Annotated in this window: 15 protein-coding genes and 1 pseudogene; 7 read left to right on the top strand and 9 right to left on the bottom strand. The window is 68.6% G+C overall.

Annotation, left to right across the window (positions count from 1 at the left end):
• Positions 1-590: pseudogene (locus R6V09_RS08920) on the bottom strand (hypothetical protein); the annotation flags it as partial.
• A gap of 209 nt (positions 591-799) precedes the next feature.
• On the bottom strand, positions 800-1,240 hold the full coding sequence (gene mce / locus R6V09_RS08915) for a methylmalonyl-CoA epimerase (protein ID WP_033285428.1): 441 nt from the start codon (positions 1,238-1,240) through the stop codon (positions 800-802).
• A gap of 149 nt (positions 1,241-1,389) precedes the next feature.
• On the opposite strand from mce, the gene R6V09_RS08910 reads away from it, so the two are divergent.
• From R6V09_RS08910 to R6V09_RS08900, 3 genes are all read left to right on the top strand, one after another.
• Positions 1,390-2,592, top strand: a complete 1,203-nt coding sequence (locus R6V09_RS08910) for an acetyl-CoA C-acetyltransferase (RefSeq protein WP_317880804.1) — start codon at positions 1,390-1,392, stop codon at positions 2,590-2,592.
• Positions 2,593-2,635: 43 nt separating this feature from the next.
• Positions 2,636-3,592, top strand: a complete 957-nt coding sequence (meaB, locus tag R6V09_RS08905; RefSeq protein ID WP_317880807.1) for a methylmalonyl Co-A mutase-associated GTPase MeaB — start codon at positions 2,636-2,638, stop codon at positions 3,590-3,592.
• A gap of 124 nt (positions 3,593-3,716) precedes the next feature.
• Complete coding sequence (locus tag R6V09_RS08900; RefSeq protein ID WP_317880803.1) at positions 3,717-4,955, top strand: MFS transporter; 1,239 nt, start codon at positions 3,717-3,719, stop codon at positions 4,953-4,955.
• A gap of 84 nt (positions 4,956-5,039) precedes the next feature.
• Here the strand turns inward: R6V09_RS08900 and R6V09_RS08895 are convergent, their stop codons facing one another.
• The 5 genes from R6V09_RS08895 to R6V09_RS08875 all read right to left on the bottom strand — a co-directional run bounded on the left by R6V09_RS08895 (position 5,040) and on the right by R6V09_RS08875 (position 8,112).
• The gene (locus R6V09_RS08895) at positions 5,040-5,516 is read right to left on the bottom strand and encodes a MarR family winged helix-turn-helix transcriptional regulator (protein ID WP_317880802.1); all 477 of its coding nucleotides are present in this window, start codon (positions 5,514-5,516) and stop codon (positions 5,040-5,042) included.
• 93 nt (positions 5,517-5,609) lie between these two features.
• The gene (locus tag R6V09_RS08890; RefSeq protein ID WP_317880801.1) at positions 5,610-6,407 is read right to left on the bottom strand and encodes an AIM24 family protein; all 798 of its coding nucleotides are present in this window, start codon (positions 6,405-6,407) and stop codon (positions 5,610-5,612) included.
• On the bottom strand, positions 6,404-7,054 hold the full coding sequence (locus R6V09_RS08885; protein WP_019073147.1) for an AIM24 family protein: 651 nt from the start codon (positions 7,052-7,054) through the stop codon (positions 6,404-6,406). The genes R6V09_RS08890 and R6V09_RS08885 overlap by 4 nt, the downstream gene beginning before the upstream one ends.
• A gap of 1 nt (position 7,055) precedes the next feature.
• The gene (locus R6V09_RS08880; protein WP_317880806.1) at positions 7,056-7,688 is read right to left on the bottom strand and encodes an AIM24 family protein; all 633 of its coding nucleotides are present in this window, start codon (positions 7,686-7,688) and stop codon (positions 7,056-7,058) included.
• A gap of 100 nt (positions 7,689-7,788) precedes the next feature.
• The gene (locus R6V09_RS08875; RefSeq protein ID WP_317880800.1) at positions 7,789-8,112 is read right to left on the bottom strand and encodes a DUF6191 domain-containing protein; all 324 of its coding nucleotides are present in this window, start codon (positions 8,110-8,112) and stop codon (positions 7,789-7,791) included.
• Positions 8,113-8,235: 123 nt separating this feature from the next.
• Between R6V09_RS08875 and R6V09_RS08870 the strand changes: the two genes are divergently transcribed.
• The gene (locus R6V09_RS08870; RefSeq protein ID WP_317880799.1) at positions 8,236-8,586 is read left to right on the top strand and encodes a DUF3817 domain-containing protein; all 351 of its coding nucleotides are present in this window, start codon (positions 8,236-8,238) and stop codon (positions 8,584-8,586) included.
• Complete coding sequence (locus R6V09_RS08865; RefSeq protein ID WP_317880798.1) at positions 8,583-8,876, top strand: MTH1187 family thiamine-binding protein; 294 nt, start codon at positions 8,583-8,585, stop codon at positions 8,874-8,876. Before R6V09_RS08870 ends, R6V09_RS08865 begins: the two co-directional genes overlap by 4 nt.
• Positions 8,877-9,053: 177 nt before the next feature.
• On the opposite strand, the gene R6V09_RS08860 is transcribed toward R6V09_RS08865, so the two are convergent.
• Complete coding sequence (locus tag R6V09_RS08860) at positions 9,054-9,428, bottom strand: hypothetical protein (protein WP_317880797.1); 375 nt, start codon at positions 9,426-9,428, stop codon at positions 9,054-9,056.
• A 31-nt stretch (positions 9,429-9,459) separates the two neighbouring features.
• Entirely contained in the window at positions 9,460-10,440 is a 981-nt protein-coding gene (locus tag R6V09_RS08855) for a phosphotransferase enzyme family protein (RefSeq protein WP_317880796.1), read from the bottom strand.
• 229 nt (positions 10,441-10,669) lie between these two features.
• Here R6V09_RS08855 and R6V09_RS08850 point away from each other — a divergent pair, with 229 nt between their 5' ends.
• Positions 10,670-12,454, top strand: coding sequence for a glycosyltransferase family 2 protein (locus R6V09_RS08850; RefSeq protein WP_317880795.1), 1,785 nt, complete (start codon positions 10,670-10,672; stop codon positions 12,452-12,454).
• Positions 12,455-12,457: 3 nt separating this feature from the next.
• Positions 12,458-14,413 carry a kelch motif-containing protein gene (locus tag R6V09_RS08845; protein ID WP_317880794.1) on the top strand — a complete coding sequence of 652 codons (1,956 nt, stop codon included), beginning with the start codon at positions 12,458-12,460 and terminating at the stop codon, positions 14,411-14,413.
• Positions 14,414-14,419: the final 6 nt, after the last annotated feature.

Here is a 14,419-nt window from a genome sequence, read left to right as displayed (position 1 = left end):
TGCCGGGCCTCGGCGGCGACCCGCTCGGCCTCGGCGCGGGCGGCGGCCAGCGCCTGCTCGGCCTCGGTCCGCGACTCCTCCACCAGACGGCGGGCCTGTGACTCGGAGCGGGCGCGCAACTGCTCCGCCCACGCCACGTTCTCGTTGACGTGCGACTCGACGGTCTGCCGGCGCTCGCCCAACTCCTGGTCGAGCTGCTGACGCCGGGTCACCGCCTCCTGGTGGAGCTCCGCCTGGAGGCGGGCCGCGTTCTCCGCGTGCTCCTGGAGGATGCGCTGGGTCTGCGCGCGGGCCTGGCTCAGCTCCCGCTCGGCGTCCTGGCGCAGCTGGTCGGCCTGGACCTGGGCATTACGGAGCATCTGCTCGGCCTGGTAGCCGATGTCACCGCCGTCGTATGCCGGCCGGGACATGAGGGTGCGGCGCGCCTCGTGCAGCTTGGCGCGCAACACCTCGACCTGGTAGCCGAGGTCCTCGGCATGCTGGATCGCCTTTTCCCGCTCGGTCTTCAGCCGCTCCATCTCGGCCTCGAACCGAGAGAGGTGGTCGACGTCAGCCGCCGGCTCTCGCTCCTGGCGTTCGTAGCCCCGCACTGCGCGGTCCCATCCGTCCCCTGGTCGCGGTTTACTCCAACGAGCGCCGTCCATCCAACGGACGGTGCTCCCGGGGAATGGTGTCAGATCAGCGGCCGAGCACGGGCTGCTGCCCTGACGCTCGCCCCCCGAAACCGGACCCCGGCATGCGGTCGTCCTGGTTGCGAGCGACGACCGACCCCAACCCTACCGGCCCATATGTACGAGGGTCAGTGCTCAGGTGACTCAACAGGCGCCGAAGTGACCAGTTCTGTCAGTACGCCATGGCAATCCTTTGGGTGCAGAAACGTGATCCGTGACCCCATGGAGCCGCGCCGGGGCTCCTCGTACAGAACGCGTACGCCCTTCCCGCGGATGTCCTCGGAGTCCGTGTCGACGTCCGCCGTACCGAAGGCGATGTGGTGGACCCCCTCCCCGTTCTTCGCCAGCCACTTTCCTACGGCGGAGTCCTCGCGGGTCGGTTCGAGGAGCTGGAGGTAGGAGGCGCCGCCGTCGTCCGTGTTGTTGATCTTCAACATGGCCTCGCGTACGCCCTGCTCCTCGTTGACCTCGGAGTGGAACACCTCGAAGCCGTACGTGGCCCGGTAGAACTCGACTGTCTTGTCGAGGTCGAAGCAGGCGATCCCGATGTGGTCGATTCGCGTCAGCATGTATGTAGTGCAGCGCTCACCGGGCGGTTACGCAACGTGCGCGCGATCACACCGACGGCCCGATGACGGGGTGGTCAACCGCTCAGTACATTTCAAGTAAACCCTCGTTCACTCCTCAGCTGAAACACGCTGGAAGGGGATCGCACCTCATGTCTGGAACGAACAGCACGACCTCGGTGATCGTCGCGGGCGCCCGGACGCCCATGGGACGGTTGCTGGGCTCCCTGAAGTCCTTCTCCGGAGCCGACCTCGGCGGCTTCGCGATCAAGGCCGCCCTCGACCGTGCGGGTATCGGTGGCGACCAGGTGCAGTACGTGATCATGGGCCAGGTGCTCCAGGCCGGGGCAGGGCAGATCCCGGCACGCCAGGCCGCCGTCAAGGCGGGCATCCCGATGAGCGTCCCGGCGCTCACCATCAACAAGGTCTGCCTCTCGGGCCTCGACGCCATCGCGCTCGCCGACCAGCTCATCCGTGCAGGTGAGTTCGACGTGATCGTCGCGGGCGGCCAGGAGTCCATGACGAACGCCCCGCACCTGCTCCCCAAGTCCCGTGAGGGCTTCAAGTACGGCGCGATCGAGATGCTCGACGCGATGGCCTACGACGGTCTGACCGACGCCTTCGAGAACATCGCCATGGGCGAGTCCACGGAGAAGCACAACACGCGGCTCGGCATCGCGCGGCCCGAGCAGGACTCGGTGGCCGCCCTGTCCCACCAGCGGGCCGCCGCCGCCCAGCAGAACGGCGTCTTCGAGGCCGAGATCACCCCCATCGAGATCCCGCAGCGCAAGGGCGAGGCCGTCGTCTTCAGCAAGGACGAGGGCATCCGCGCGGAGACCACGGTCGAGTCGCTCGGCAAGCTGCGTCCGGCGTTCACCCGGGACGGCACGATCACCGCCGGCACCTCCTCGCAGATCTCGGACGGTGCGGCGGCCGTGGTCGTGATGAGCAAGACCAAGGCGCAGGAGCTCGGCCTGCAGTGGATTGCCGAGATCGGCGCCCACGGGAACGTGGCGGGCCCGGACAACTCCCTCCAGTCCCAGCCCTCCAACGCGATCCTGCACGCCCTGAAGAAGGAGGGCCTGGAGGTCGAGGACCTCGACCTGATCGAGATCAACGAGGCCTTCGCCGCCGTCGCGGTGCAGTCAATGAAGGACCTCGGGGTGTCCACGGAAAAGGTGAACGTCAACGGCGGAGCCATCGCCCTGGGCCACCCCATCGGCATGTCGGGCGCCCGACTCGTACTGCACCTGGCGCTGGAGCTCAAGCGGCGCGGCGGCGGGGTCGGCGCGGCGGCGCTGTGCGGTGGCGGCGGTCAGGGTGACGCGCTGATCGTGCGGGTACCCAAGGCCTGAGCAGCAGTACCTTCTCGCACATCCGCAAAGGATCGGAGTCGTGATGCAGGACGTCGCCTCGCTGGTGGCCCAGGCCAGGGAAGGCCGGCCGCGGGCCGTGGCCCGGCTGATCTCCCTGGTGGAGGGGGCGTCCCCTCAACTCCGGGAGGTCATGGCGACGCTCGCACCGCTGACCGGCGGGGCGTACGTCGTCGGCCTCACCGGATCGCCGGGTGTCGGCAAGTCGACCTCGACCTCCGCGCTGGTCACGGCGTACCGCAAGCAGGGCAGGCGGGTCGGCGTCCTGGCCGTCGACCCGTCCTCGCCGTTCTCGGGCGGCGCCCTGCTCGGTGACCGCGTCCGCATGTCGGACCACTCTTCCGACCCGGGCGTCTACATCCGCTCGATGGCCACCCGCGGCCACCTCGGCGGCCTCGCCTGGTCGGCCCCGCAGGCCATCCGCGTCCTCGACGCGGCGGGCTGCGACGTGATCCTGGTGGAGACGGTCGGGGTGGGCCAGTCGGAGGTGGAGATCGCCTCCCAGGCGGACACTTCTGTCGTGCTCCTGGCCCCGGGAATGGGCGACGGCATCCAGGCGGCGAAGGCCGGAATCCTGGAGATCGGCGATGTCTACGTCGTCAACAAGGCCGACCGGGACGGCGCCGACGCGACCGCCCGCGAGCTGAACCACATGCTCGGCCTCGGCGAGTCCCGCGGCCCCGGCGACTGGCGCCCCCCGATCGTCAAGACGGTCGCCTCCCGCTCCGAGGGCATCGACGAGGTCGTGGAGGCCCTGGAGAAGCACCGGGCGTGGATGGAGGAACACGGCGTCCTCGCGGAGCGCCGCGCGGCCCGGGCGGCGCGCGAGGTCGAGACGATCGCGGTCACGGCCCTGCGCGCACGCATCGGAGACCTGCACGGAGACCGCCGGTTGAGCGCGCTCGCGGAGCGGATCGTGGCGGGGGAGTTGGACCCGTACAGGGCGGCGGACGAACTGATCGCGGGCATCACGGAGGGCTAAGTCGCTGGTCAACGTCCTTGTGCCGCTGCTACGTTGACCCGCATGTCGTTCCTCCTCATGGCATAGGGCACGCCGAAACACACCGGCGTCCCTTTCCCATGCCTCCAGTTGAGGAACTTCTCGCATGTCCGCGTCTTCTTCCACGCCGACTTCGGCGTGCCCTTCGTATGCCGCCGTGCTCCAAGCCCCGTACGCGCGCCGCACGTTCGCCGCCGCGCTCGTCGGCCGCCTCGCCTACGGCACGGTCTCCCCGGCTGTGCTGCTCGCGGTCGTCCACTCCACCGGCTCGTACGCGGCGGCCGGCACGGTCATGGCCGTCTTCGGGACCACGGCCGTCCTCCTGATGCCCCTGCGCGCAGCGCTGGTCGATCGCCACGGCCCCCGCCGCGCCCTCCTCCCCATGGCGATGCTCTACGGCGGTCTCCTGTGCGTCCTCGCGGCGGTGACGTGGCGTCCCGGGACGCCGGTTGTGGTGCTCGGTGCGGTGGCCGCGCTCACCGGCATGTGCGCGCCCCCGCTTGGACCCACGATGCGCTCCGTGTGGGCCGAACTCGTAGGTGACCGTGGGTTGTTGCAGCGCGCGTACAGCCTCGACGGCGTCGCGGAGGAACTCCTGTACATCATCGGCCCGTTGGCGGTCGGCGCGCTGCTCACCTTCGCTCCACCGGCTGCCGGGGTCCTGCTCAGCGCGGCCCTGATCGTGACCGGGACGATCGCCTTCGTCATGTCACCGGCGCTGTCCGGAGTACGCGTATCCGCGGGCGCCGGGCGGGGGTTGAGGCCGGCCCGGGTTCGTGGGCTGCTCGGTCCTGTCGTCGTGGCCGGGGGGATGGGGCTCGCGTTGAGCGCGGTCTACCTGTTGGTGATGGCGTTCGTGGCGCAGCGGGGGTACGGCGACGATGTCGTGCCCTGGGTGCTGGCGGCGGTGTCGGCGGGCAGCGCGGTGGGTGGGCTTCTGAACGGGGCGGTGAACTGGCGTGTGGCCGGGCGGGTTCGGTTGTCCGGGGCCGCGTTGGGGCTCGGGGTGGTGTTGGCCGCGGCCGGGTTCGCATCGGGGGTGTGGTCGCTCACCGTGGCGGTGGGGTGTGCGGGGTTCTTTGTGGCGCCGGCGTTGACCACCGCGTATCTGCTGGCCGACGAGGTGGCTTCGCCCGAGGCGCGGACGCAGGCGGGGGCGTGGGTCAACATGGCGGTGAACGCGGGGAGTTCGGGTGGGTCGGTGGTGACGGGGCTGCTTGTTGGGCGGGTGCCGTTGGGGGTTTGTTTTGTGGTCGCCGGGGTGGTGGCTGGGGGTGCGGGGGTTGTGTCTTGGCTGCCGGCTCGTGGTGACTGGTCGCGCCCACGCGGCGGAGCCGCAAATTGACACAGCCCCGCGCCCCTAAAAACAGGGCGACGCAGAGAGCCGGAGTTCTACGCGAACTCCGGCTCTCAGCTCAGCTCGTTGCCGCTACGGGCGTCCCCGATGCCCCCGCAGATGCTCCGCGATCGGCTTCAGGGTCTTGCTGAGGTCCGACAGGCCCTCGGGGGTGGAGAGGTCGATGAAATGCCGCCGCACTGACGCCACGTGGTGGGGCGCGACCTTCTTCATCGTCTCCAGGCCGTGTTCGGTGAGTACCGCGTACAGTCCCCGGCGGTCCGACTCACAGTTCTCCCGGCGTACCAGGTCCGCGTTCTCCATGCGGGTGATCTGGTGCGAGAGGCGGCTCTTGGACTGGAGGGTGGCGGCGGCGAGGTCGCTCATCCGCAGCCGTTGGTCCTCCGCCTCGGAGAGGTTCACCAGGATCTCGTAGTCGTTCATCGTCAGGCCGAACGGCTGAAGGTCCTTTTCGAGTTGGTACGTCAGCAGCCTGTTGACCTCCAGGTGGGTGCGCCAGGCGCACTGCTCCTCTTCGGTCAGCCAGCGCGTGGCCGTCTCGGTCTCCATGAATGTAAGTCTACCTAAAATGTTGAAAGGCGAACTAGTGAGGGTGGCGTGACGGCGCGCACACGTTCGACGTCACACTCCGCAGACTACCGCTCACAGCCCGAAGCGACGCTGGAGATCCCCCAGCTGTCCGGGAAGGCGCGGTGCGCCCGCTTGCTGTGAGGGGCCTGTGGGAACCCCGCCCCCACCCGGTACCCCCGGCTCGTGCGGCACAACCCCTGTGGCCTGCTCGGGCATCAGATTCTCCGACGACTGGAGCAGCACCGTACCCGCCCCGACGAACTCGAACTGGTGCTCCTCCCCGGATGCCCCGCCGATGCCCGTCATCGCACGTAGACCGCCCATCAGGCCGGTCATGTAGGCGTGGTCGTAGTGGTGGCACGGGGAGGGGCAGTCGGCCCAGCCGACGAGCGCCTGCGGGTCGACCCGGATCGGCGGTTCCATGAACACCACCGGGCCGCTGGAGGCGGCCACGATCTTGCCGGTTCCGATGAGTGTCAGAAAGCCGGGAACAATCGACTGCTTGAGAGCGAGACTTGGCTGAAAAGCGAGCAGGTTGCCGGAGCGAATGGTCATGTTGGCGTCTTCGAGGTCGTACGCGTTGACGTCGAATGCCCGGTCGGCGAGCAGCATCTTGCCCGAGCCGTCCGCCACGACCCAGTCGCTCGCGTGCAGAGGCGAATGGAAGGACGTACGGACAAGTCGGTCGAGTCGCCCGTGCCCGACGCCGTTGAACTCCATCGAGCCGTAGTAGGCGATCATCTTCCCCTTCTGCAGGAACCACTGGCTCCCCTTGAGCTCCACGCAGAAGGTGTACTTGTTGACGTTGTCGTCGACCGGCAGGGTCATCGGGTCGTAGATCGTGGGGCCGGACCCCGCGTACTGGCTCACAGTTTCTCCTCCGACGCCTGGACGTACACCGCGCCGCTGCCGCTCAGCTCCAGCTGGAACGCCTCGCCGGAGCCCCGGCCCACCATGTCGCGCCAACCGAGCGCCGTGGACAGCTTGTTGCGTACGTCGCCGTGGTGGGCGACGTAGGCCTGCGGGTCGACATGGACGGGGCGGCCGGGGGTGATCGGCACCTCGAAGACCCCGCCGTGGGCCATCACGGCGACCGCGCCGCGCCCCTGGAGGGTGGTCGTGAACAGTCCCTGGCCGGTGACCTGGCCCCGGACCATGCCCATGACGCCGCCCTGCGAGCCCATGAACATCGTGCCCTGCTGGAGGGTGCCCTCGAAGGCGAGGAGGCGGTCGGCCTCCACGTAGAGGGTGTCTCCGGTGAGCTCGATGATCTGGATGTGGTGGCCGCCGTGACCGAACATCACGGTGCCGCTGCCCTCGACGGTCATCAGGGGAGTGGCCTCGTTGGCGACGCGCCGGCCGAGCATCGACATGACGCCGCCCTGGCCGCCCTGGATGTTCGGGGTGAAGGAGACGTCGCCCTTGTAGGCGAGCATCGCGCCGCGCTGGCTGTACAGCCGCTGGCCCGGCATGACGGTGGCCTGGATCATCTTCGAGTTGATCTCCGTGAACGTCATGTCACACGTCCCCCGCGATCGTGTTCCGCTCGCTGGGCTGGACGTAGACGAGCCCGTCCCCCTCGAAGCGGATCTGGAAGGCCTCGCCGCCGCCCTCCCCGAAGAAGGTGCGGAAGGTCACACCGGACTGGAAGGACTGGTGCAGGTTCCCCTGGTGCGCGATGTAGGCGCCGGGGTCGACGGTCAGCGGATACTGCCGGCTCACCCGCAGCACCACCGCGGGGCCGTCCGACATGATCGCCGCCTGGCCGTGTCCCTCGACAGTCGTCGTGAACAGCCCGTTGCCCTGCGAGGCGCCGCGCAGACCCGTGAACGTCGTGCCCGTTCTCAGTCCCGCGTCGGTCGCGAGCAGGTTGCTCGACTCGACGTACAGCTTGTCGCCCTGGAGATTCACGAGGTTGATCTCTGAGGCCCGGTCCGCGAACCAGCACGTGCCCTGCCCCCTCACCTCCATCACCGTCATCTGCTCACCGGTGAGCCGCCGGGTGACCATCCCCCGGATGCCCTCACCGCCGCCGCTCATCTTCTTGAATGCCATCTGCCCGTCGTACGCGACCATCGAGCCGTTCTTCGCCTTCACGGCGTCCCCGGTCATGTCGACGGCGAGCACCTTGCTGCCCTGGAGTCGAAACATCGCCACGGTGCGAAGGTAACCGCACAGGCGCGCCCGCCGACAGGGCCTGTGGGTGGAGAACGACCCTGACCTGGCCCCTAAGGGCAGACCCGGCGCGGCTCTAAGGCATGTCGCGGGGCGTGTTCAGTCGTATGACGGCCGTGCCCGCGCGCAGGTCGACGGTGGACCAGGGCGGGTCCCCGTCCTCCTCGTCGTCCCGCATCACCAGCGCGCTCTGCCGTTCCTTGAGCTCGGTCTGCTTGCCCGGCGACAGGCTCGCGTGCAGCTGCTCGAAGCCGGTCGCGGAGATCTGCCCCTGCCGCCCGGCGTTCCGCCAGGGGAGCATTCCGGCCCGGCCTACCCTCAGGAGCAGCTGGTCGAGGAAGGCGAGCAACGTCAGCAGGACCACCAGCCCGGGCAGTGTCATGAAGAAAACGAACTGCACGGACACTCCCGGGGAGTCGGTGACGGACCCCCAGTCTCGGCCCGCTCGGCCGTTTGCCACAATGGGTGAACGTTTGTGCTCGCGTTCACAAACTGTGGACGTCTCCCTCACCGAAGGTGACCTGTGGACATCAAGACCGCCACCGCAATCCGCCGCCTCCGTCTGGTGTCGGCCCCCGAAGCCGTGTCCTTCCTCCTGTTGCTCGTCTGCTCGGTGCTGAAGCGGACCACGGACTTCAACGCGGTGCCCGTGATGGGCATGGTCCACGGTGTCCTCTTCATCCTGTACGTCCTCTTCTGGATCGACGCCTGGAACCGCACCAAGTGGGGCGCGAAGACGGCGGCCCTCTACTTCGTCCTCTCCGTGCTGCCCACCGGCGGCTTCTTCGCCGAGCGCAAGCTCAGGCGCGAGTCCGAGAACGCGGTCATCGCCTCCCGCGCCCGCCAGGAGCAGGACGGGGTTGTGAAGGCATGATCGTCGCCTTTTCCGTGACGCCGCTGGGTGTCGGCGAGGACGTGGGGGAGTACGTCGCCGACGCCGTCCGCGTGGTCCGCGAGTCGGGCCTGCCCAACCACACCGACGCGATGTTCACGTCCATCGAGGGCGAGTGGGACGAGGTCATGGACGTCGTCAAGCGCGCGGTCGCCGCGGTCGAGGCACGCGCCCCACGCGTCTCCGTGGTCCTCAAGGCGGACATCCGCCCCGGGGTGACGGACGGCCTCACCTCCAAGGTGGAGACGGTCGAACGACACCTGGCGCAGTAGCGCGAGCATCGTTGAGCGGGTCGCGTCAGGGGAGCCAGGGCTTGAGGCCCTGCCCCGCGGCCTCCAGCACCTAACCCGGAGTCAGCGCGTCGGCTCGTTCCACCACGACGAGCCCCCACCCATGCCGGCGAACCACGTCCAACGTCACCGCAGACGTGCGATCGGCCACGGGCGGGTTCACCTCGTACGCGGCGAGCTTTCCGACGTACCGGTCGAGCCACTCCGGCCCCTCCCGCTGCACGGCACGGTCCAGCGCGGCCCCGGCGTCGGCACGAACGGCACCAGCCCGTCCGCGATCACCACGTCGTCGCCGCGCGCCAGAACCGACTCGACGAACCGCTCCGTCGCCGTGGCCAACGTCTCCAGCCCCACAGCTCCCGTCGCCCCGAACTCCTCGGCCACAGCGGCGAATTCGGGCCGGGTGAGGATCTCCTCCTCGCGGAAGTGATCCACCCGCGGCCCCGCTCCGGCGAGCGACCGGGACAGCCCGGCGCACAGCGTCGACTTGCCCACACCGGGCGCCGCTCCCCACACCGACACCAGCACCGTCACCGCCAACTCCCCACTCCAGCACCGCAGTCGGTCACCACACCCGCTCCAGCGCCGCACTCAACTGCGACACCACCGCCAGATCCGGCACCCGGCCAAGGCAGGCGGCGACCTGCCCGCCCGCGAACTCCCGCTGTTCGGCGGTCACTTTCGGGTCGATCGCGCACTCGGCCTGCACCCGCACATAGTTCAGCGCGGTCGCGAAGAGCATCGAGAACGACTGCGGCCCCTGTACGACGGCAGGACCCCCGGCACTCCGATACGCCCGCGCCACCCGCACACCCGCCTCGACGTCCCCCTCGTTCCCGCCCGACCATACGAACAGCGCGCGGGCCAACTCCCGTTCCGCCGAAGCGGATCCGGCGTTGTCCCAGTCCAGGAGGACGGGTCCGTCCGGGCCGACCAGAACGTTCTGGGGTTGCAGATCGAGATGGGACGTCACCAGGTCGCCGGGGTCGGACGGCGTCACCCAGCGCGCCAACTCAACGGCGGAGGTGCCGATGAACCGGCCCAGCGCGTCCGCCCACGGCATCCCCGCCCGCTGCACCTTCCCGTGCAGTTCCTTCCAATCGGCATCCTGCGGGCACCGCTCGTACCAGGAGCTCGGCGGCTTGCTCTCGCCCCCACCTGCCCTGTGCAGCAGTGCCATGGTCCGCCCGAACCAGTCCAGGACGCCAGGATCGGAGGTGTCCGCCGGGGTGCCGTCGATCCAGTCGTACAGCTTGACATGGGAGCCGTCGGAAGGTGGCGGGAGGTGGGAGACATGCGTCCCCTCCCGATTGGGGATCAGCCGCGGCGACGCGATGCCCAGCCTCTCCGCGGCCTCCCGTAACGCGGCCTCCCGGCGGACCTGGTCCTCGTCGCAGCCGAAGAGGAGTTCCTTGACGGCCCACGAGGAACCGTTGCCGGACAACTTCCAGATCTGGCCCAGCGCGCCCCGGGTGACGGGGGCCAACGTCCATGGCCCGGCGCCGAGCGCGTAGGTCTTCGCGATGAGGTCGGCGGTGTCGTGCATGCGGATGCCTTTCGGAGCGCCGGAGATCACCAACGGCGGCATTCTCTCCGAGCCGCTCGCCGGCCGGGGTTCCGCCGCCGGGGTCAACCCCCCACCCACCTGGACGCACCCAGTTCGACACGCCCCACTATCTCCACTTGTGTGTGGGTATCGGCCCGGTCGATCTTCGGAACCCAACGGTTCCGGTGGTCCCCGGGCGTCGATCACTCCTCAATCATTGGAGGGCGCTGTGCGGCCGGAGGGCTACGACTACGACACCTACAGCCGACTGGCCGGACCGCTCACCGAGCCGTCCGGTGGGTCGTACCAGGTGCAGTACACCTCGCTCCTCTCGCGCGAGCCCCACCGAATACGCGCTGTCCTCCTGATGAGCCTCGCCCCGGTGCTGACCGCCGCCCTGCTCGTCTACCTGGTCTGGCCCACCCACTGGGTGGAGCGAGAGGGAGGCCAGGAATGGATGGTCGGGCTCGACGTCACGATGCTGATAGCCATCGGCCTCATCGAGCTGTTCATGGTCGTCAACGTCGCCTCCGTCGCCCACGCCACGCTGGTCGCCCGCGATCCGATTCCCGTCGTCGCCGCACCCGGCACCCGCGTCGCCTTCCTCACGACGTACGTCCCGGGCAAGGAACCCCTCTCCATGGTCCGCGCGACTCTCGAAGGCGCGGTCAACGTCACCCACACCGGGCCGGTCGACGTCTGGCTCCTCGACGAGGGTGACGACGAGCAAGCCAAGGCCCTGTGCGCCGAGTTGGGCGTACGGCACTTCACCCGGCACGGAGTTCCCGAGTGGAACCGTCCCAAGGGCGTCCACAAGGCCCGTACGAAGCACGGCAATTACAACGCCTGGATCGCGATGCACGGCGGCGACTACGAGTTCTTCGCCTCCGTCGACACCGACCACGTTCCGCTCCCCAACTTCCTTGAGCGGATGATGGGTTACTTCCGCGATCCGGACGTGGCCTTCGTCGTGGGACCGCAGGTGTACGGGAACTACCACAACCCCGTCACCAAGGCCGCCGAGTCGCAGCAGTTCCTCTTCCACGCCCTGATCCAGCGTGCCGGAAACCGTTACCGCGCCCCCATGTTCGTCGGCACCAACAACGTCGTACGGATCGCCGCCGTCAAGCAGATCGGCGGGCTGTACGACTCCATCACCGAGGACATGGCCACCGGGTTCGAGCTGCATCGGCACCGCAATCCCCTGACCCGTACGCACTGGCGGTCCGTCTACACCCCGGACGTGCTCGCGGTGGGGGAGGGGCCGGCCTCCTGGACCGACTTCTTCACCCAGCAGATGCGGTGGTCGCGCGGCACCTACGAGACGCTGATCAAGCAGTACTGGAAGGCGCCGTTCACGATGCCTCCGGGGCGGCTGTTCTCGTACACGCTGATGCTCGTCTACTACCCGATGACGGCCGTCAACTGGCTGCTGGGCATCATGAGTTGCTTCCTGTTCCTGTGGTTCGGCGCCTCCGGCACCCAGGTCGCCGCGTCCGTGTGGCTGATGCTCTACAGCGACGCCGCGGCCCTGCAGATCGGGCTCTATCTCTGGAACCGGCGGCACAACGTCTCCCCGCACGAGCCGGAGGGGTCGGGTGGTCTGGCAGGTATGGCGATGTCGGCGCTCTCCGCTCCCATCTATCTGAAGTCCTTCGGTGAGGCGCTCATCCGCCGGCCGAGCCGGTTCGTCGTCACCCCCAAGGGCGGCGACGCCAGTCCGGACCGGGTGATGACCTTCCGCATCCACCTCTTCTGGGCGATCCTCCTGGCGACCTCGCTGGCCGCCTCCGTCGTCCTCGACCACACCCACGCGGCCATGCGCACCTGGGCCGTCCTCGCGATGGTCATCTCCCTTGCGCCGCTGGGGGTTTGGGTCGGCTCGCTGCTCAAGGAGCGCCGGGAACGGCACTCGCTGCTCGGCGCCGCGCGCACCCTCGACCCCGTCGAACCCGCTCTCGCCACCACCGGGGCCGGCCCGTCCGTCTCCGGCACCACGACAGGGGGCAACTAGACCATGGCGTACCAGCCGTCCCAGAAAACCAGGAAGACCGTCCTCGGCATCGGCGGCATCGCCGTCCTGGCCGGTCTCAACGCCCCGGCCGCCCTCGACTTCGCCGGCGAGCAGTACCACGAGTACAAGATCACGCGGCCCGGCTACATGGCCAAGTACGGCTCCTGGGACCAGATCGACATCCCGAAGGAGTACCGCACCAACGCCATCCACGCCTCGCTGCTGCACACCGGCAAGGTGCTGATCGTGGCCGGGTCGGGCAACGAGCAGAAGAAGTTCAACGCCGGGTCCTTCGACACGGTGCTGTGGGATCCGAAGGCCAACACCTTCAAGAAGATCCCCACCCCGGTGGACTTCTTCTGCGGCGGACACAGCCAACTCCCCAGCGGCAACCTGCTGGTGGCCGGCGGCACCGCCCGCTACGAACTCCTCGACGGCGAGGTCAAGCGGGCCGGCGGTGGTATGCGGGTCAAGAACGAGAACCCCAACAAGGCCATGTTCCTCAAGAAGGGGACCGTCTTCCGCTCCCCGGCCGGCGTCGACTACGTCACCAGGTTCGACGTCACGGTCCCCAAGGCCAAACGCGAGTTCAAGGTGACGTACAACGCCCGCCATGTGATGCAGCCCTGGCAGACCAAGGTCACCGCGAGCGAGGTCCGCGTCTTCGTCGAGGCCGCCGAGGCGGGCCCGATGTCGGTCACCGAGCACCAGGCGCAGTACGACGTCGTCGGCCTCAAGGGCATCGACGCGAACAACACCTACGGCCTCTCCGAGAAGATCACCCTGGAGAAGCAGGACTACCAAGGCATCCGCGCCGCCTACGAGTTCGACCCGAAGGCCGAGCGGTACATCGCCGTCGACCCGATGGACAAGGCCCGTTGGTACCCGACCCTCGTCGGCCTCGACGACGGCCGTGTCCTCGCCGTCTCCGGGCTCGACGACGTCGGCGTCATCGACCAGGGCGACAACGAGATCTACGACCCCAAGACCAAGAAGTGGACCCCGGGCCCCAAGCGCTACTTCCCCACTTACCCGGCCCTCTTCCTCACCAAGGGCGGCAAGCTCTTCTACCCGGCCTCCAACGCCGGCTACGGACCCGCCAACAAGGGCCGTGAGCCCGGGCTTTGGGACCTGAAGACCAACAAGTTCACCAAGGTCGCCGGGCTGCGCGACCCCGAAGAGACCGAGACCTCGTCCTCCCTCCTCCTGCCACCCGCACAGGACCAGAAGGTGATGATCCTCGGCGGCGGAGGGGTCGGCGAGTCCAAGAAGTCGACCCCGCGCACGGCGGTCGTCGACCTCAAGCAGGACAGCCCCGTCTTCAAGGACGGCCCCGATCTCCCGCAGGGCACGCGGTACCTGAACAGCGTGATCATGCCGGACGACTCGGTCTTCACCACCAACGGCTCCTCGGACTACCGGGGCCGCAGCGCCAGCAACATCTTCAAGGCGCAGTTCTACGACCCGAAGGGCAACGCCTTCCGCGAGGCCGCCGCCCCGATGGTCGGCCGCAACTACCACTCCGAGGCACTGCTGTTGCCCGACGGCCGCGTCGTCACCTTCGGCTCCGACCCGCTCTTCGACGACCAGGCCAACACCAAACTCGGCCACTTCGAGCAGCGCATGGAGATCTTCACCCCGCCCGCGCTGCACAAGAACGGCGCCGACAGGCCCGTACTGCAGGACGGTCCGGAGACCCTCGACCGGCACCACCGGGCGACCTTCCGCACCGACCACCCCGACCGTGTCGTCAAGGCCCGCCTGATGCGGCCGAGTTCGGTCACGCACACGACGGACGTCGAGCAGCGCTCCATCGAACTCGGCCTCGTCAAGGACGGAAAATCGGTGACGGTGGACGTACCGAACGACCGGGCACTGGTGCCGCCCGGCTGGTACATGCTGTTCGTGACGGACGCGGACGGCACGCCGTCGGAGGCCAAGTGGATCCAGGTGCAGTGAAGTTGG

Origin of the sequence: Streptomyces sp. W16, from assembly GCF_033194735.1 — a bacterium.
Classification (GTDB): domain Bacteria; phylum Actinomycetota; class Actinomycetes; order Streptomycetales; family Streptomycetaceae; genus Streptomyces.
The sequence above is the reverse complement of the archived record's forward strand: the minus strand, read 5'-3'. Positions and strand labels throughout refer to the sequence as shown.

Excerpts from the sequence above, each read along its gene's own strand:
- R6V09_RS08900 (WP_317880803.1), top strand. The coding sequence starts at position 3,717 with ATGTCCGCGTCTTCTTCCACGCCGACTTCGGCGTGCCCTTCGTATGCC.
- meaB (WP_317880807.1), top strand. The coding sequence starts at position 2,636 with ATGCAGGACGTCGCCTCGCTGGTGGCCCAGGCCAGGGAAGGCCGGCCG.
- R6V09_RS08910 (WP_317880804.1), top strand. The coding sequence starts at position 1,390 with ATGTCTGGAACGAACAGCACGACCTCGGTGATCGTCGCGGGCGCCCGG.
- R6V09_RS08880 (WP_317880806.1), bottom strand. The coding sequence starts at position 7,688 with ATGTTTCGACTCCAGGGCAGCAAGGTGCTCGCCGTCGACATGACCGGG.
- R6V09_RS08855 (WP_317880796.1), bottom strand. The coding sequence starts at position 10,440 with ATGCACGACACCGCCGACCTCATCGCGAAGACCTACGCGCTCGGCGCC.
- R6V09_RS08865 (WP_317880798.1), top strand. The coding sequence starts at position 8,583 with ATGATCGTCGCCTTTTCCGTGACGCCGCTGGGTGTCGGCGAGGACGTG.
- R6V09_RS08895 (WP_317880802.1), bottom strand. The coding sequence starts at position 5,516 with ATGGAGACCGAGACGGCCACGCGCTGGCTGACCGAAGAGGAGCAGTGC.
- mce (WP_033285428.1), bottom strand. The coding sequence starts at position 1,240 with ATGCTGACGCGAATCGACCACATCGGGATCGCCTGCTTCGACCTCGAC.
- R6V09_RS08845 (WP_317880794.1), top strand. The coding sequence starts at position 12,458 with ATGGCGTACCAGCCGTCCCAGAAAACCAGGAAGACCGTCCTCGGCATC.
- R6V09_RS08885 (WP_019073147.1), bottom strand. The coding sequence starts at position 7,054 with ATGACGTTCACGGAGATCAACTCGAAGATGATCCAGGCCACCGTCATG.